This is a genomic window from Thalassolituus maritimus (genome assembly GCF_900156675.1).
Taxonomy (GTDB): domain Bacteria; phylum Pseudomonadota; class Gammaproteobacteria; order Pseudomonadales; family Oceanobacteraceae; genus Thalassolituus; species Thalassolituus maritimus.
The window spans coordinates 220,793-238,789 of record NZ_FTOH01000006.1 but is presented as its reverse complement, the minus strand read 5'-3'; the positions used below and the strand labels follow the sequence as shown (position 1 = coordinate 238,789).

General features: G+C 52.9%; 19 protein-coding genes. 13 read left to right on the top strand and 6 right to left on the bottom strand.

The window, feature by feature from the left end:
* From BW941_RS11275 to BW941_RS11255, 5 genes are all read right to left on the bottom strand, one after another.
* Positions 1-768, bottom strand: a complete 768-nt coding sequence (locus tag BW941_RS11275; RefSeq protein ID WP_076516133.1) for an MBL fold metallo-hydrolase — start codon at positions 766-768, stop codon at positions 1-3.
* Complete coding sequence (gene bamC, locus BW941_RS11270; RefSeq protein ID WP_076516132.1) at positions 765-1,406, bottom strand: NlpB/DapX family lipoprotein; 642 nt, start codon at positions 1,404-1,406, stop codon at positions 765-767. The genes BW941_RS11275 and bamC overlap by 4 nt, the downstream gene beginning before the upstream one ends.
* Positions 1,407-1,415: 9 nt before the next feature.
* On the bottom strand, positions 1,416-2,291 hold the full coding sequence (dapA, locus tag BW941_RS11265; RefSeq protein WP_068435579.1) for a 4-hydroxy-tetrahydrodipicolinate synthase: 876 nt from the start codon (positions 2,289-2,291) through the stop codon (positions 1,416-1,418).
* 124 nt (positions 2,292-2,415) lie between these two features.
* A complete protein-coding gene (locus BW941_RS11260) occupies positions 2,416-3,489 on the bottom strand; it encodes an AI-2E family transporter (RefSeq protein ID WP_076516130.1) in 1,074 nt (357 codons plus the stop codon).
* Between the two features lies 1 nt (position 3,490).
* A complete protein-coding gene (locus BW941_RS11255; RefSeq protein WP_068435582.1) occupies positions 3,491-3,724 on the bottom strand; it encodes a sulfurtransferase TusA family protein in 234 nt (77 codons plus the stop codon).
* A 162-nt stretch (positions 3,725-3,886) separates the two neighbouring features.
* Between BW941_RS11255 and BW941_RS11250 the strand changes: the two genes are divergently transcribed.
* Entirely contained in the window at positions 3,887-5,335 is a 1,449-nt protein-coding gene (locus BW941_RS11250; RefSeq protein WP_175607896.1) for a M48 family metalloprotease, read from the top strand.
* A 5-nt stretch (positions 5,336-5,340) separates the two neighbouring features.
* Here BW941_RS11250 and nadA read toward each other — a convergent pair whose 3' ends face one another.
* Positions 5,341-6,378, bottom strand: a complete 1,038-nt coding sequence (gene nadA / locus BW941_RS11245; RefSeq protein WP_076516126.1) for a quinolinate synthase NadA — start codon at positions 6,376-6,378, stop codon at positions 5,341-5,343.
* 628 nt (positions 6,379-7,006) lie between these two features.
* Between nadA and BW941_RS11240 the strand changes: the two genes are divergently transcribed.
* The 12 genes from BW941_RS11240 (at position 7,007) to BW941_RS11190 (ending at position 17,985) form a co-directional block, all read left to right on the top strand.
* A complete protein-coding gene (locus BW941_RS11240) occupies positions 7,007-7,594 on the top strand; it encodes a Pvc16 family protein (RefSeq protein WP_076516124.1) in 588 nt (195 codons plus the stop codon).
* A complete protein-coding gene (locus BW941_RS11235) occupies positions 7,594-8,376 on the top strand; it encodes a hypothetical protein (protein ID WP_076516122.1) in 783 nt (260 codons plus the stop codon). The genes BW941_RS11240 and BW941_RS11235 overlap by 1 nt, the downstream gene beginning before the upstream one ends.
* A 21-nt stretch (positions 8,377-8,397) precedes the next feature.
* Positions 8,398-10,548: a phage tail sheath subtilisin-like domain-containing protein gene (locus BW941_RS11230; RefSeq protein WP_076516120.1), complete on the top strand. Its 2,151-nt coding sequence runs from the start codon at positions 8,398-8,400 to the stop codon at positions 10,546-10,548.
* A 62-nt stretch (positions 10,549-10,610) separates the two neighbouring features.
* Positions 10,611-11,072 (top strand): phage tail protein, encoded by a 462-nt coding sequence (locus BW941_RS11225; RefSeq protein ID WP_068435592.1) that lies wholly within the window; start codon positions 10,611-10,613, stop codon positions 11,070-11,072.
* Positions 11,073-11,079: 7 nt separating this feature from the next.
* Positions 11,080-12,579: a hypothetical protein gene (locus BW941_RS11220; RefSeq protein ID WP_084188882.1), complete on the top strand. Its 1,500-nt coding sequence runs from the start codon at positions 11,080-11,082 to the stop codon at positions 12,577-12,579.
* Positions 12,572-13,105 carry a phage tail protein gene (locus tag BW941_RS11215; RefSeq protein ID WP_076516118.1) on the top strand — a complete coding sequence of 178 codons (534 nt, stop codon included), beginning with the start codon at positions 12,572-12,574 and terminating at the stop codon, positions 13,103-13,105. The genes BW941_RS11220 and BW941_RS11215 overlap by 8 nt, the downstream gene beginning before the upstream one ends.
* The gene (locus BW941_RS11210; RefSeq protein ID WP_076516116.1) at positions 13,102-13,980 is read left to right on the top strand and encodes a CIS tube protein; all 879 of its coding nucleotides are present in this window, start codon (positions 13,102-13,104) and stop codon (positions 13,978-13,980) included. Before BW941_RS11215 ends, BW941_RS11210 begins: the two co-directional genes overlap by 4 nt.
* Positions 13,981-14,012: 32 nt before the next feature.
* Complete coding sequence (locus BW941_RS17830) at positions 14,013-14,177, top strand: hypothetical protein (protein WP_175607895.1); 165 nt, start codon at positions 14,013-14,015, stop codon at positions 14,175-14,177.
* A gap of 5 nt (positions 14,178-14,182) precedes the next feature.
* Positions 14,183-15,235, top strand: a complete 1,053-nt coding sequence (locus tag BW941_RS11205) for a phage late control D family protein (protein WP_076516114.1) — start codon at positions 14,183-14,185, stop codon at positions 15,233-15,235.
* The gene (locus BW941_RS11200; RefSeq protein WP_076516112.1) at positions 15,232-15,870 is read left to right on the top strand and encodes a phage baseplate assembly protein V; all 639 of its coding nucleotides are present in this window, start codon (positions 15,232-15,234) and stop codon (positions 15,868-15,870) included. The genes BW941_RS11205 and BW941_RS11200 overlap by 4 nt, the downstream gene beginning before the upstream one ends.
* A 13-nt stretch (positions 15,871-15,883) precedes the next feature.
* Positions 15,884-17,593 (top strand): hypothetical protein, encoded by a 1,710-nt coding sequence (locus tag BW941_RS11195; protein ID WP_076516110.1) that lies wholly within the window; start codon positions 15,884-15,886, stop codon positions 17,591-17,593.
* Positions 17,590-17,985 carry a GPW/gp25 family protein gene (locus tag BW941_RS11190; RefSeq protein ID WP_068438512.1) on the top strand — a complete coding sequence of 132 codons (396 nt, stop codon included), beginning with the start codon at positions 17,590-17,592 and terminating at the stop codon, positions 17,983-17,985. Before BW941_RS11195 ends, BW941_RS11190 begins: the two co-directional genes overlap by 4 nt.
* Positions 17,986-17,997 lie beyond the last annotated feature (12 nt).

The following is a 17,997-nucleotide window of genomic DNA, read 5'->3' as shown; positions in this document are numbered from 1 at the left end:
TTAATCGTTCAGTGCAACCCAGTCTGACATTTCATCCTGCGACAGCAGGGGAACGTCCTGAGGGGAGCAACCAATTGCTTCAGCCAGAACCTGGGCTACCAGATTCCGGTCATTGTTCTTTTCGCTGATGTGCCCAGCAGACACATGCTTCAATCCGGGCCATTTTACCCGGCGAATAAAGTCAGCGCACTGTTCATTGCTGAGATGACCATAAGCACCGGCGACACGTGCTCGCAAGCTCGGTGGGTATGGGCCGTTCGCCAACATCACAGGATCATGATTAGCTTCAACCTGAAGCGCATGGCAATCACGATAGCTGTTCACAACGTGCGATGTCAGTGATCCGAGGTCGGATAATATACCAAGGCGCCGCCCTTCTGCACTCTGAATAACAAATTGCAGAGGCTCATGTGCATCGTGAGGAACGACGACAGGCGTCACCTGCATACTGGCAACATCTACCGGTTTATCGCTGACCAGACAACGCCACAGAGAATGGCCAGTCCATTCCATGCGGCGTGCAGTTCCAAACGAGGCGTAGAAAGGGATATTCAGATGCTCACACAGCGACTGAATGCCTTTGGCATGATCGCTGTGCTCATGAGTAACAAAGGCAGCTTTCAGAGCGCCGTGTTCAACACCCGCTTCAGTCAGGCGCTGGAGCATGGTGCGTCTGGCAAAGCCACTGTCAATCAACAGCGCCTGCGCATTGAACTCAACCAGAGTGGCATTACCACGACTGCCACTGCCTAAAGAACGAAATCTCACTTTTCGAGCTGGAGTTTAACCTGTGTCAGAAGGTCCCGCGTCAGACTGTCTTCCGCAAGCGTTTCTGCATCTTCCTGCAGAGTCAGATAAACACCATCGCCGGCTTCGACCATCTTCAGCTGGTACGGCAGAACCTCTTCAATTTTCTCACCCCACAGACGTCCCCACCAGCTGCGGTCATCTTCCTCGGCCGCAGGATTTGGCAACTCAAGGAAGTAAGTACCGATACTGCGGTTAAGGTCCGTCAGCTTAACATCCGTGGCCGCCAGAGCATCAGCGACGCGCGACCAGGAGAGAGCAAAGCGCGCATCAATCTGCAACGTCAGAGTGCCCGCGCCATCACGCACAAAGCGTGGGTTCAACTCGCGTTTGAAATCACTCAACGACGTTGGCTCAGAATCCTCGCGAGCCACGGTCAGGGGTGCTGGAACAGGAATTTTAAACTCTTCCCCCGGCCCCGGATTGCCTTCCAGGTCAGGCACCGGGAAGCGATCGTATGTGTTCAGGGTCATTCCTTCAGGGACCTGCGTTTCAGCAGCTTCCTGAGCATCGAGATACGAAAGCGCCTGGTTGTCGCCGAGAATCCAGCTGCATCCTGTTGAGAATACAGCCAGAGCAGAGAGAAGAATTAGTCGCATTGTTTTCCGTCAGATGATGCCAGCGTCTTTCAGAGCCAGCTCTACTTTTGGCTGCAGGCGTTCATCAAGGGTTACCAGTGGCAGGCGAATACCTGAGCCACTCAGCCCCATGCGCTCAACAGCCCATTTAACAGGGATTGGGTTCGCTTCTACGAACATGGCGTTATGCAGGTGCATCATACGCTCATTCAGTTCACGAGCTTCGTCTGCTTTACCATCCAGGGCCAGCATACAGAGTTCGTGCATCATTGCGGGCGCAACATTGGCGGTCACAGAGATGTTGCCTTTACCACCGAGCAGTATTAGCTCATAAGCGGTTGCGTCATCGCCCGAGTAAACGGCTAACTGGTCACCCACCAGATCGATCAGCTGGCGCGCACGATCCATGTCGCCGGTGGCTTCTTTCACCGCCGTAATCTGCGGCACTTTGGCAAGCTCAGCAATCGTCTCTGGCAGCATATCAATACCGGTACGGCCCGGCACATTGTACAACCACTGCGGGATATCAACCGCCGCCGCTACTGCTTCATGATGCTTAATCAAACCGCGCTGTGGAGGCTTGTTGTAATAAGGTGTCACCAGCAGGCAAGCGTCTGCGCCAACGCGCTTCGCTTCCTGAGTCAACTCAATCGCTTCTGAGGTATTGTTCGCACCGGTACCTGCAATCACCGGACGACGCCCTGCTGCTGTTTTTACTACGCGCTCGATAACCGCGACGTGTTCGTCCGTTTCAAGAGTCGCCGACTCACCAGTCGTACCGACCGCGACGATGGCGTCCGTCCCTTCCTTGACGTGAAAATCAACTAATCGATCAAGGTTCTCCCAATCTACTGAGCCATCAGCGTTCATTGGAGTAACAAGAGCAACGATACTACCGGTAATCATAGTTACCTATCTCCTGATTTATTGTTATACGAGGCATTACGTGGTGATAAGGGGCGCAAGTCTAAAGGTGCCCGGTATCTCTGACAAGTCAGCCCGGGGGTCAGAGCCAGCCAATTTATCACGCTCACTGTGCCTCTTCTGTACCAGCTGACAGAGCAACCGGCCATGCACGTAATACCGCCTTAAACAGTGTCGCCAGCGGAATAGCGAAGAATACGCCCCAGAAGCCCCATAATCCACCAAAGACCAGCACCGCAACAATGATTGCCACTGGGTGAAGGTTCACAACCTCAGAGAACAGTAATGGAACCAGAACGTTTCCGTCCAGGGCCTGAATAATGGCATACACAACCAGAACCCAGGTGAACTCATCACCTAAGCCCCATTGAAAATAAGCGACAAGCGCAATGGGTATGGTCACCACCGCAGCACCTATGTACGGCACGAGCACTGAGAAGCCAACGGCTATCGCCAGCAGAGCGGCATAATTGAGGCCCAGAATAACAAACGCAATGTAGGTAACGCCGCCGACAATCACGATCTCAAGTGCTTTACCACGGATGTAGTTAGCTATCTGCTCGTCCATTTCGGACCAGACATTTTTAAGCAGGCTGCGCTTCGCAGGCAGAAAGCCGGTAATCCATGTGAGAATCTGCGTCGAGTCTTTCAACAGGAAGAACACGAGAATCGGCACCAGTACGCAATAGATTAATACCGCCATCAAACCTGTGATACCTGTCAGAGAGAAGCTAACCGCCAGCTGTCCTAGCGATGCGACTTCATCTCCCACTTGTTTCGTCCATTCTTTTACCTGCTCAACGGATACCAGCTCTGGATAACGTTCAGGCAGCAAAAGAAGAAGTTCCTGCCCTTTCGAGGCCATTCGCGGCACTTCAGATATAAACTGAATCAGCTGGTTCCATGTCGCGGGCAGAATAATCAAAAGCAGCGTAAGCATCACAGCCATGAACAACAGAAATACGGCGATGGTCGCGGTAAGGTGACTGAGACCACGCGCCTTACAATAATTCATCGTACCTTGCAGCAGGTAGGCAATCACAAGCGCTGTCAGGAAGGGGGCCAACACGTTGCCGAGCAACATGATGACGAGCATCAGGGCGATCAGAATAAAGAGAAGCCCTAATGCCTCTTCATCTGAAAAGTAACGATCTATCCACCCTTTTACGACCTTTAACATGTCATACTCCGCAGGAAATCAGAAAAATGTAACGATCGGCGTCCGCTTCACTCTGACTCAGCAAAGTGTGAGGGCTCTTCTCAAGGTAACGCGGAATATCGACCAGGCTACCTGCATCTGTTGCCATCACCTCAAGTACTTGTCCGGGTGACAGATCACGCAGGGCTAGCTTAGTTTTAAGAAGAGGCATAGGACACTGGAGTCCGCTCGCGTCGAGAGTCGAGTCAGGCGTCATGGGGTTAGACACTTGTATCAGGGTTTGTCATGCTCAGATTATACGGAAACAACCGCGACAATGAACCTAAGACGCTGAAATCAGTCGAAAAATTTATCATTTCACGATAACACTGCAGTGCTGAGAGGCGACATAACCAGTGACAACAGACAGGAATGGGCATTGAACATCAGGAATTGGCTATCTGCTTTGGGCGTAACCCTCTGCGCCACCTATAGCCCGGTGCAACATGTATCAGCACAGGATACTCAGCAACTGCCGTCTCTCGGCGATGCTACCTCTGGGCTGATCTCCCTGCAGGAAGAAAAGGCCCTGGGTCAGAGCTGGCTCAGAAACCTGAGATCCCAGGCACCGACACTGGATGACCCGGTTCTTCTCGAGTGGTTCCACGATCTTATTTATCAGCTTGTTCCCGACTCTGACTTACAGATCAGTGACCTGCACCTTGTCACGGTCGACAGCCCTCAACTCAATGCGTTTGCGGTACCCGGTGGTATCGTCGGTATTAATTATGGCCTACTCCTGTACGCTGACAATGAAGATCAGATCGCTTCTGTACTCGCACACGAACTTGCTCACCTCAGTCAACGACATTTCGCGCGCCAGGTCGAAGCCGCCCGAAAGCGAGACCCTGTAACACTGGCGACACTGCTGGCCAGTCTGATCCTGATCGCAACCAGCAATGGCGAAGCAGGCATTGCTGGCATTATGACCTCGCAGGCTGCCGCAGTTCAGGATCAACTGGCCTATACCCGAGAGTTTGAACGTGAGGCAGACCGGCTTGGCATGTCGACGCTGGTCAGCTCTGGCTTCTCTCCTGAAGCGATGCCCGCCATGTTCCAGAATATGCTCGATGCTGCCAGATATCGGGGTGAAGCCCCCGAATTTCTTCAGACTCACCCACTGACAGCAACCCGGGTCGCGGATGCCGCAGGCCGGGCTGGCGCCTTCCGCAATGTCAGCCCTTCGGCAAGCTTCCGCTTCCGCATACTGAAGCTCAACGCAGAAACCCGATATCAACTTGGCGATGGCGCCATGACCGAGCTGAAAGAGCGCCTCCAAAATGCCAATGGCGCGGAGGCAGACGCACTGAACTACATGATTGCCGTCCTGCATCATGATCAGCGCCAGTACGCGGAAGCTGCAAAGCAACTAGCTCTGGCAGATCAGAGTCATCTTCTGGTGAAGGTGTTAGATCAGCGTATCACGGCCTCCGCAGGTGAGCCGGCGCGCGCCCGGGCGGCACTGGAATCGCTCAGAAAGCTTCATCCCAACAGCCTTCCTCTTGAAAGTGCTTACGCTGACTTGCTTGCAGAAAGCGGTAACTACAGCGAGGCAACCCGAGTCTTGCGGAAGCTGACGGAGACGTACCCTGACGTCCCTGCCTTCTGGGAGGCACTCAGTCAGAATGCGAGCAAGCAAGGCGATTTGATCCTCGCCTCCCGAGCGCTCGCCGAATACTACTTCACAACAGGAAGAAATCAGGAAGCCGCCCAGCAACTCCGGAATGCCATCAGACAGGCAGAAAAAGCTAACGACCTGCAGCGGGAACTGGCGTTAAAAGAGAGATTAAAAGCGGTAGACGCCCTGTTGCGTCCACCACGAGGCTGAAGCCGTCAGGCGGCGCTGACAGGCTTGCGGAAGTTGAGCATACGGTCGAGGCTACGTACCGCTTTACGGCGGATGCCTTCGTCGACCAGAATTTCCTGATCACCATTTTTGAGAACGTCCCGAATATTTTCCAGCTGGTTCATTCCCATCCACGGGCAATGAGCACAGCTTCGGCAAGTCGCACCATTCCCCGCCGTCGGTGCCTCAATCAGCAACTTACCCGGTGCTTCCTGTTGCATCTTATAGAAGATGGCTTTGTCGGTAGCGACAATAAGAGTGTCATTTGGCAAGTCACGTGCTGCAGCAATCAACTGACTCGTGGAGCCAACAACATCAGCAAGAGCAACCACCGCATCTGGTGACTCAGGATGCACCAGCACTGCAGCATCCGGGTGTACATTCTTAAGGTCCTGAACACCTTTAGAACGGAATTCGTCATGAACGATACAAGCACTGTCCCAGAGGATCATGTCTGCGCCGGTCTGCTTCTGAATATAGGACCCCAGATGCTTATCAGGCGCCCAGATCAGTTTTTCGCCCTGATCGTGGAGGTACTGGACGACATCTAAAGCAATACTTGAAGTGATCACCCAGTCTGCACGCGCCTTCACAGCGGCCGAGGTATTGGCATAAACAACGACGGTACGATCAGGGTGCTGATCGCAGAAAGCAGAAAACTCTTCTGCCGGACAACCAAGGTCAAGTGAACAGGTTGCCTCCAGTGTCGGCATCAGGATCCGCTTTTCCGGGCTCAGAATTTTCGCTGTCTCACCCATAAAGCGAACGCCGGCAACCAATAGAGTACTGGCTGGGTGATCATGACCGAAACGAGCCATTTCCAGAGAATCTGAAACACAGCCTCCTGTAGCATCGGCTAATGCCTGAATTTCAGGGTCGGTGTAGTAATGAGCCACGATCGCCGCATCTTCCTGTTTAAGGAGTGCACGGATTTCTTCTATCAGCGCCGCCTTTTCTGCGTCACTGCGGGGTTCCTGGCTGCGGGCCCAGTATTCACGAACTACATTTTCCGGGGTCAGAGTCATGGCTATCGAATCAGTTCATCACGGTAAAGCGCTCGGATCACAAAGCGCAGAGAAAAAATAAGCGCGAAATTTTACCACACTCTTCTTGAATAGGTGCAATTGGCGAAATTTCAACCACTTCTGATAAAGAATGGATAGATAACGCAACTACCATCGCATGCGATAAGAGCCGTTCGGCCTCTGGCCCATTATGAAAAAACATCTAGACCTGGAGCGCCAGAATGAAAAAATTCCCGTCCCCTCACGACAAATGAATGACGCACACCGTCTCATTCTTTGATCAATAAACAAACAAGAATCAAGCATAAGGAATGAATCACAGGTTCCATGAGTCTGAGAAGACTGCCACCCCAAAAGAATATTTCTTTAATGACAAGCGTCTGATTGTTTTAGGGAAAACGTTCCTAACCGAGAACACTGACCAGCAATCAATCCTGAAGAGTGTGTTTTGATAAACAATTGCTCAGGTTATTCAGACACTAAAACAACTAGTCATATTGCGCCTTTAAGGCAATGTCGCCATAGTCCAAATAGCCCTTGACCCCTTATTTTTTACCGTGTTTCTATCTTTGCCCGACCATAGAGGCAGACCTTCTGAACTGGTCGGTAACGCAGCAAAGGAGACTGCATGGCATCGTACAAGGGAGTACAAGGCGTTCTGACCGCACTGGAGGCGTTTTTTAAAAGCCGCCTGCCCAGTGAGCTTAGCGATGGCCCTACAAATGCCACAGTCGAAGTACTTGGTAGTGCTGATATTGCTAACCGGCTGACCGGCAACCTGCTGGGTATTTATCTCCACAGAATGACCATCGATGATCACGGTCGCAGCCGGTACTTTGCACCGAAGGGCACCGATACATCCGATGCCAGTGCCGAGCTGCCCTTGAATCTGCACTTTCTACTGATTGCCAATGCGAACAGCGCCGCCATTGAAGCAGACCTGATGAGCTGGGCGATGGTGGAGCTTGCCAACCAGACTCAGCTTGATATCTCTCACCTGCAAACGGCGGATTCAGAATGGGGAGAGTCAGAAATTCTGACCATCATTCCCGAAGATACGTCGACCGAAGACCTGATGAGAATCTGGGATGTTTTCGAATCCCCCTACACCTCCACCATGGCGTACGTTGCAAAAACAGTTCGCTTGAGATTGCAGCCGCAGCGCACGGAAGGCAGCCCGTTGATTACGCGGGTGATATCAGGGGGAACGGTCTGATGCGCTCGGTGAATGTACTCGAATCCACCATTCTGCACGGAAGTGACCAGATATTCTGGCTCGATGGCAGCTCTGCTGAAAGCCTGTCTGACATGCGCAGAGTCAACGGTCAGATCCGCACCGAAATTACTGAAAAGCCTTCCGACCTTCATATTCGTGAGGGCGCCGGAAAGACTGTCCTATGGCGACACTCAGTTGATTCATTTGTCGCAGGTAAACCAACCGGAGGCGAGAAAGATTTTGCTACCTCAGGCACATACACATTTGCCGGTGTAGTGCGCGACCCCAAGGGCCAGTTTCTGCCTCGTTTCTTGTCTCTGACAGTAGGCGATGCCCCTCCGACCGGGCATGCGATTGTGCTCTATCCATCGCCGGTTTCCGTACGTTTTAACTCTGCGGGCGGACTTCGTATGACGCTGGCACGCGACGCGGACGATTCAGCGCTTCCTTGGGCAATTGTGACAGTAACCGTCGCCATCCCCGGGTTGGGATCACAAACCTACCGGGGGCAGACAGATCAACATGGCGACTTGTTACTGCCCTTCCTTCGTCTTCCACCATTACCGGAAGGCGTGAGTGATTACAGCGCTACCCTCGAAGTAGTCGGCAGGCTCGACACTGACAGTGAAGTTCCCGCTGACCCCGACACCTTCAGCCCGCTTGATGTTGGCGAGCTGAACAGCACCAGTTTTTCCCAAACCATCGGATTCTCAGTAGTACCCGGTGACATTTTAACCCTGCGGTCTGACGGCAGGAGTTTTCTTGCCCTGAAACCTGTATGACCCGTCTGAAAGGAGAAGACCATGCCTGAATACTTAGCCCCGGGTGTGTTTGTAGAGGAAGTGAGCTTTCGCTCCAAATCAATCGAAGGCGTGGGCACAAGTGTCGCCGCCATAGCAGGCCCGACCCGTACCGGTCCGCTGCGGGGTAAGCCTGAGGTTGTTACCAGCTTCGCTGAATTCACCCGCATTTACGGCGATGTTCAGGACCTGAGTTTTTCTGGCTCAACGGTACTGAACCACACGGCTCTATCAGCCAAAGCTTTCTTCGATGGCGGCGGCAAACAACTGTTTGTTTCTCGGGTTGCTAATTTCAGCACACCCTCGTCGGGATTCGCCTCAGCGACCAACTCCAACAACCATGTCACCTTTGCCAGCCGGTTCCCCGGCGCCATGGGCAACCTGACTCTGGAACTGGACTGGCGCGACAGTGAAAACCTTCTGCTCTCTGTGATCACCAGCGCCCCCGCTGACGGTGAGGTGGTGTTCCTTGAAGCGACAGGCCTGACCAACACAGCAACCACCGCAGACACCTCCGCAAGAGCCCACCCATTTGATTTCCGCGGACTCGTTCGTAAAGCCGGTAGCCAGTATGAAATTGTCGACGACCTCGCAGTGATTACCGATACGAATGGCGACAGCGTAGATGTAACGGATATTGAAGTTGGCGATTATGGTCTCGAAGCTGCAGGACTGGTGAACGATGGCTCAACCAGCGTTACCTTCACCAAAGTCACCGCTCGCAGACCATCCAGCGGTGCGCTTGCTGACGGGACCGAGGCTGTGCTCTCGCTGAGTGAGATCGCAGGACTGAATGGATTTCATGAAGGCGATTGGGGGACGTTGACGACTCTCTATGGCACGCTGAACGCCGCAGGAACCGAGTTCATAATCGAAGACTCTTCGCGCAATCCGGCCGTCGTAGGAGCCCCAATCAAACTTTACCTGAGCGCACTGGCAGCAGCCCCCGGCAGTGTTCGCGCCATGATGGTTCAGCGTTCGTTTAACATTAACGTTCGCAATGGCGGTGCCGACGGCGCGGTTATTTACACCTACGCCGACATCTCCTCTGCACCGGACGCTGAGAACAGTCTGAGTAATGTCATGAGTGCATCACCTGGTAAGCGCTACGACGAGCTTACCAGCCCCGTCAGCTGCACACTGGCAAACAGTGTCACCGGTGACCAGATCATTGCTGCGCTCTATAACATGTTCGACTCAGGGGCAATGAACCCAGGGCCGATGTCCGTTGAAGGCCCACGCTACCTGATCACTCTGTCCGGTGGCGATGATGGCAGCACTCCGGTTGCAGTGAATTACAGTGGTGAATCCGACGAAGTAAACGGCAGCACCGGCTTTGCAGCATTTGAAGATATCGAAGACATTTCAATCGTGATGTGTCCGGCGGCCGCTGCCGATGAAACAAATCATCAGGCGATTGTCGCCGAAATGCAGAAGCACTGCCGCAAGATGCGTTACCGCGTCGGTATTGTCGACAGCCGTGAAGGGATGTCACTTTCTGAGGTGCGCGAATTCCGCTCCAATTTCGACGACAGCCGCCTGGCACTTTACTACCCATGGGTCGTCGCCGCAGACCCCCGTGGCACTCAGCCGACCGTGAACCTCCCACCTGCAGGCTTTATCGCCGGGGTTTATGCCAACACCGACGTTCAACGCGGTGTGCACAAAGCACCAGCCAATGAACCTGTGATTGGAGCACTGGGCTTCACTCAGGAAATCAACCAGTTCCAGCAGGAGCTGCTTAACCCAGCCGGTGTGAACTGCCTACGTTCTTTCGCTGGTCGCGGTCATCGCGTCTGGGGCGGCCGCACGCTGTCGAGCGACCCTGAGTGGAAGTACGTCAATGTGCGTCGCTACTTCCTGTACCTCGAGCGCTCTATCGAGAAATCCACTCAGTGGGTGGTCTTCGAACCTAACGGCGAACGCCTGTGGGACAACGTCCGGATTACCATCGAAAACTTCCTTTACAACGAATGGGCAAACGGCCGCCTGCTGGGCACTGCTAAAACAGCCTACTTCGTGCGTTGTGACCGGAGCACCATGACTCAGAACGATCTCGACAACGGTCGCCTGGTTTGCGAGGTCGGCGTCGCCGCTCTGAAACCAGCAGAGTTTGTGATTTTCCGCATCGGTCAGAAAACCGCCGATAGCTAAACAATATTCATCCCGACAGTAGCTTCTGCTGAAGCCACTGGGACTAAAGAAGGAATAAAATCATGGCACAGTTTCGTGAAACCCCTTATGGCGTTTTTAACTATCTGGTCAACCTGGACGACGGCACCGAAGGTGAGGTCGCTGGAGGTTTCTCAGAAGTCTCCGGTCTGAACGCCGAAGTTACCGTCGCCGAATACCGCAACGGTAATTCAGCCGTTAATTACGTCAACAAAGTACCGGCATTGCACAAAACCGGAGACGTCACTCTGAAACGCGGAGTCATCGGCGCTGGCAATATCTACGAATGGCTGGAAGAAGTTCGTGGCGGTAATGTGATGTCCAAGCGCGACGTTACGATCAAATTAAAAAACGAAGACCCCACCAGCTCCGCGGCAGTTGTCACCTGGAAACTGCGTGGCGCAATGCCGATTAAATGGACAGGCCCAACATTAACCGCCAAGGGCGGAAGTGATGTTGCGATGGAAGAACTTGTTCTGTCTGTTGAGCATATCGAGCAGGAATAAGTCGCCAATGATGCAGGATTTACTGGCACGACGGATTCAGCTGACCCCCAGGCCGCAGAACGACTCTGCGCTGCCACTGGAAGTCGCTATGCTCGGACACTGCCCGGGGCGTGTACGCCCTGAGCGGTTACTGGCGCTGAAAGATGCTCTTGCAGCCATTCGTCAAGCAGGATTCGGTGAGGTCATTGATCAGATCCTCAGCAATCCGGCCAGTGCTTCCCTGTATCATTTGCCGCTCCCTCTCCATTCAGCGTCTGAGTTTCACGATATCTTTCCGGATGCAGCCAGCGCTCCTGCACAGTATCGAAGCTCACTGGCAGGAAACCTCGCCTGGCTGGCTCCCTGTGTCGAAGATTTCTTCGCTAATGGAGGCCATCGACTCTGGATCGTAGTAGTACCTGAAGAAGAATCACAACAAGGCTTTTTCGCAGCTGAAAGTACGGATCTGACCGACACCAGCACATTGAGAGGGATAGCGACTCTGCTTGCAGTGCCCTCTGTGGGCTCTATCTGTCTGCCAGATCTCGAGCGGCTACAGATTCCGGCGCGGCTGCCCGACGTTCCTCGGGTCCGTCTGGATAATCCGGAGCCAGCATTTTTACCCTGCTCTCAGTCTCTCGATGACGATCATCGCGAACGGCGGAATACCTCAGAAATGGCGCTGGATGATCTTCCGGAGCCGATAGAATTTCAGCGGGTTTTGCGCGAAATATTACATTGGCTGACCCGCTATCGCCCGGATATTCAGTGCCTGCTGACACTGCCTCTCGCCTACGCCAATGAAATTGACAGCCCGGATGCCGATCCGGAGGCTCTTGAATTACTGTCCAACATGCAGCTGTCCGATGCTGCGCATTATCTGCGGCAGGTACAGTTTTTTTACCCCTACCTTCGTGGTCAGGGGAGAGCTCTACTCTCACCGGTTGGTGTTGTATCTGGTAAACAGGCGGCGACAGCCAGATCGGCAGGTCCATGGCGATCTATTGCCGGGCAGCCCATGGTGTCTAAAAACCTACCCTACCCCCGCATGAAACGGGCCAGTGTCGTCAGCCTCAGGGAAACACCGGGGATTTCGATTCTTGAATTGCGAAACAACCGGGTCGAACTGGACGATGAACGGCTATGCGTACCTGCGCTGCCTGCCGATGACTATCGACACGCAGCCAGTCTGGAAAGATTTGATGGCTATCGCTCCGCAGAATTGATGCGTTTGATGGGATATCTACGCCGTCAGTTACGCCAATTTGGTGAGCAACTCGTTTTTAATTCCGATGTTAACGACCCCCGGCCGAAACTCCTGATCGAGCATTTTTTGCGACAGCTTTGGCAAAGGGGTGCTTTGCGTGGAGAACGCTCAGAACACGCCTTTAGCCTGCGTCAGATTCCTGCAGGTGAAAGTACCCTGCTTCTGGAGATAGAAATTGCGCCGGCACTTCCTATTGACCGCATTCGACTGACGTTCACAAACACCGGCACCGACTGGCAAACGGAGGTGCAAAGTGCCTAACCCTCTTGCCGATGTATTTGTGCCTTTCCGGTTTAAAGTCAATCTGTATGACTCAGAGCAGAACACATTACTGTGCTCCGGAAAGTTCAGCGAAGTCAGCGGTTTTGAGTTGACCATGGAGCCCAAAACGTTTCAGGAAGGTGGCCGCAACTGGGGCGAAATTCACCGCTCGGGTCAGACCAAATTTGCGCCTATGACACTCAAACGCGGAGTCACCAGCGTCAATGATTTATGGAGCTGGTTTGATGCAACCACACGTGGTGCAAATTACGGATATCGCCTCAGCGGTGAAATTATTGTTCTCGGGCACCAGACCCAGGACGGTCAAGACAATCCGGTTATGACGTGGAAGCTCACCGGAGTGATGGCAACCAAGTTTAAAGGGCCCGACCTGAACTCAACCGCAAGCCAGGTCGCGATTGAAGAAGTACAGCTGGTTCACGAAGGGCTGGAGCTCGAACGGACTAAGCAGGCGGATGATCAATCTTCCGCAGCGAACTCTGACACTCAGGGGGCTCTGCCATGACGGTACCTGAGCGCGGTAAGTTAATCCCGGTGACGGGAGAAAATGATGAACCGGATATGGAGAACGCCATTGATGTGCAGTTCAATCCGGTGACTCTGAAAATAAATCTCTCCAACACACTGAAAGCGAGCGAACAAAGTGGCAGCAGCAGTGCTGCTCAGTTCGTCGAGAAAAGCTCATCGAGTCTGAGCCTTGAGCTGATCTTTGACACCACACGGAAAGAAGAAGATGCGAATTACGAGCAGGGCTCCGACGTTCGTAACCTGACGGGTGAAATAGCAACACAGTTTATCCAACCAGAAAAATCGGGCAGCGACCTAAAGGCCCCTAAACGATGCCTGTTTCAATGGGGCGCGTTCGAATTTATCGGCATGATCGAAAGCTACGATGAAACGCTGGATTACTTTTCACCGGGCGGTACCCCGCTAAGAGCCAAGCTGGCACTGAAAATGAAAGAAGACCGCTTTCAGTTCCGCCAGACAAGCGACTTCTCAGATCCTACAAAACCAGCCATGCCGCAGCTGTCACCCCGCGGAAAAGATACGGATGCTGAGTCAGGAGAAAAACCTGATAACCCGGGAGATCCAGACAACAATCAGCCCCCGGCAAAACCGAAAGCTAAAGAGCAGGAAACAGAACCTGTTCCGGGTCCGAGTGAAGGCAAAAACAATTGGCGTGATACCGCAGAGTACAACGGCATCGAAAATCCACGTATGCCCGGTGTACCTGTATTAGCGACGCCTACGCCAGATTGTAAGCCACGAGCCGGGCTGTCAGCAGCACTGAAAGCTGCCGTCACTGTTAACGTAGAAGCAAAGATTTCCACCTCTGTTAAATCACGAATTAAAACGGATAACGGAGTTGGCTTTGAATAAATTCACGTCGATATTCAAAGGAAGGGAGAACCATGCCCGTCATCATTGATGAAGTTATCGCGGATGTACCTGCAACCCCTGTTCAAGCGGCAGCAGAACGACCATCATCCCAGCAAACTGTGCCGCCGGTCGCGCAGGACATGCTGCGTCTGCTTGAAAAACAACAACAGCGCCAAGATCGCTTGCAGGTGGATTAATAGCAATGGGGATTCCTGAGGCATTTTACAGCAGTGCTCCGGCGATCAACGTCGACGGAGAAAACCGTGAAGACCTGAGCGATGCAATTGGCAGCATGGTGGTCAACCTGGGTCTTAGCGGATGTGCACATGCGGAATTACAGGTGAACAACTGGGGACTCAGCAAAGACGCCCAGGAGCCGGACTTTCTGTTCAGCGATATCCTGCCCGGAGCAGCGATTGAAATTCATATCGGTCAGCCTGAGCCCGAACTCATTTTCAGTGGCGAAATTACCGCCGTCGAAGAGGAGTACGGCCAGGGTGCTCCTCAACTTACGCTATTACTGCAGGATAAACTCCATCACCTCGCTCGTCATCGCCGTAGCCAGGCTTGGGAAGATCAGTCTCCTGACGACATACTTCAAAGCATCGCCAGTGACGCTGGCTTGCAAAGCGACATTCAGGTATCTGCTATTACCGATACCTGGCATCAGATCAATGAGAGTGATCTCGCGTTTATCCTGCGGCTCTGTCAGCGTTTCGATATATCTCCGCGTCTGGACGGTTCAAGTTTGCGGGCCCGGCCTGAAGCGGAAGACAACTCGCCTGTTGCGTTAGATGTTCAGGACAATATTTTACAACTGCGCCTGCTGGCCGACCTCAATCATCAGATCACTCAATCACGCACTCAGGGTTACAACCTCGCCACGGCTGAGGAAGTAAATTTCGACGGCGACAGTATGACACCAGCTCCGGGCGAGACCTCGGCTGCTGAAAGCCTCAACCAATTATCCTGGGATGGCGAAGAGATTCTGCCCCACCCATTTGCCCGGTCTCAGGCCGAAGCAGAAGCCTACGCTAAGGCACATTTTCAACGTCAGGCTAAGCGGTTTATATCCGGTGATATCGCATGTCAGGGCATTCCACAACTGACCTCTGGACGCGAGATCGAGCTGAGCGGTGTGTCCTCAAGGCTACTCGGTAAATATCAGGTTATCCACTGCACCCACAGGTTTGATCGACGTTCTGGGTTTGAAACACATCTGAAAGTAAATAAAGCCGACTGGAGTACGCAATGAATACGCACTCCACCGGACAATTACAGGCATTACAGATAGCGCAGGTCATTGATAACCAGGACCCGGACAGACGCGGGCGCGTAAAAGTCAGAATGCAGGCCAGCTCGCTCGAACTCTGGGCCAGTGTTGTCGTGCCTTCAGCAGGTCAGGATTACGGTACCAGCTTCTTACCGCGCCTCGATGAAATCGTCGTCGTCAGTTTCATCAGTCACGACGTGCCCATGGTGCTTGGAAGTGTCTGGCAAGGCGCAGAAAGTCAGCCCGAAGTAGCCACTCCCGTCGAAGAAAAATACGCGGTTAAAACACCATCAGGAACGGTATTTGAATTCAGTGATGAAGAGCCTAAAGCATCCCTGACAACACGCTCTGGATACAACATCACCATTGATGAAAGCAGTGGTGGCGAGATTCGTATCGAAAGAGGCACACAAACCGTAACGCTGAGCACATCGAGTATCGATATCGACAGCTCAGGGCCGGTGAATATCAACGCCGCTACCGTAAACGTCAGTGCGTCCATGGTTCAGGTCGACGCTGGTATGTCTAAATTCAGTGGCGTCGTACAGTGCGACACCATCATTGCCACCTCCGTAGTAGGGACGACCTACACGCCGGGTGCCGGAAATATCTGGTAAAGGGGCATAGATAATGATGAATAAACGACACTCTCTGCACGATGTAAAACTCCAGCCCGCCTTCTTCGAGGATGGCCAGCAAGCGACGTTATTACGCTACCTTGATCCTGATTTTATTAATCGCTTTCAACAGGATATTCAGCAGCAGCGATTTAATGCCGTTCAGTTTGGCCGCTGGTTAGAGGAAGAGCGACACAGTCAACACGATCGACACCCTGTGCTCAGATTACCGACCCACCGTGCCTTTCACATTGTCTGCTGCGAGGTTGTCTGTCATCGACCAGGAATGCCGGCACTGGACCCACAGAAAATCAGCTCGGCGGGCTTTGTGATCCGCAAAGAAAAACCAACGGGACAACAGGCCTGGATCATAGAAGAAGGTGAAGCCGTGGGATGGCAAAGCCGCCAACGCCCCATAGCCGACCCGGATATCAACCGCCGGCTATGCCCTAACGGTCTACTGCAAAAACGGACTTCATCCCCTGTATTCAGTGGTGAAGAAGTACACCCACTTCATCCTGTTAAAGTTAAAGACAGCAAGGGAAAGTGCCGCACCCTGCTCTTTGGATATGTACCTCTGGGTGGCTTCTATTACGAAAGAAACGTTCAGTTTGATACCAGTGATGTTCAGGAGATTAATAATCTTGCCGTTGCAAACCTGCCCTGGCCATTTGGGTATTCAAATGGGGCGAACCAGGCATGGAACCCTGAACAGGACCGCATTCAGCTGGACCGTGGCCGGCCAACCGCGGCCTTTGCGGAGCTCTTAATGCAATTGATCCATCGCTATCACCTCGGAGAGGAAGACAGAGCGGATAACCAACAACTCGAAACCCTGTGTGATCAAATCTATTTCTATGACCCTGATGCCTGGAGACGCATTCCGATTTACCTACCGAAAATGCAGAAAATGCGCACAGGTATTCATAACCCATTCGACTTCTCTCACGCAGAATTTATTCCCGTTTACCGCACCACCAGCCTGATTGACTATCTGCGCCTGTGCTTTGCCGATAAAGAAAATAATCCCCTGGTACGCTGGGCCGCACAGGTCAGCGATCTGGCTGATGCAGCCGGCGGCATGAATCGTCTTGGTAATATTCCTGCATTACCATTACATAACGGCCAGGGAAGCCTTAGCGATTCATTGGCATTTACCGAGAGTCAGGCGGAATCCATGCGTTCTTCACTCGGTCAGCGCCTGCGTGACCTGACTCTGGCAACCTCACTCGAAATTCCACTGCCGAAATTTGCTCAGGGACCTGACGATTTATTCCGGATTATTCCCTTCGTCAGATCCGTCAATGATGAGCGGCATGAGCAGATTACCTGGGCTGACCAGAACTCTCAGTCAACGACCTTCCGTGTCGCTGCCACATTTGACCCGGAGGCGAGTCGCCCTTCACTGATTCCAATGCCCTCTATGCGCGATTTAAAACGTGGTCTGGCCAAAGGCGCAAGCATCCTGACACCGGGAGACACCTTCTCTCTGGTCAATTCGCTTAAATTCAAAAAAGGCATCAGCGAAGACACGGTCAGTGGCAATTTTGATCTCGGAGCAGGCATTCAATGGATATGCTCTTTCAGCCTGCCTGTTATCACCATCGTCGCCATGATCCTGTTAATGATCATGGTATCGCTGCTGAATATTATTTTCTTCTGGATGCCGTGGGTAAAAGTCTGCCTGCCCTTCCCGAAAATGCCAAAAGGATCTGATGGATGACGCTGCGTACACCGGTACCTAAAGTAATCAGTTGGCCTCTGGGTTCAATTAACAGTGATGGCAGCCTGAGCTGGTCGGAAGACGACAACAGTATTCGCGAGAATATGCTCAATATTCTGCTAACCCGCCCCGGCGAACGTATTCAACGTCCGGAGTTTGGCGCTGGGCTGCTCAAGTTTATTCACCAGCCTAACAATGAAACGACGCGCAACCTGATTGCTGGCGTCGTAAAAAAATCACTGTCCGTGTGGGAGACACGCGTACAGGTAGACGGCGTCGATGTCACGACAGCAAAAGACAACCTGGCCGAAGTGCACATCAATATTCGTTACCGTCTGCGACATAACCAGACACCAGCGTCGCTGGGGTTACGCCTGAACCTGGGCGTGTAAGGAGGATTTACG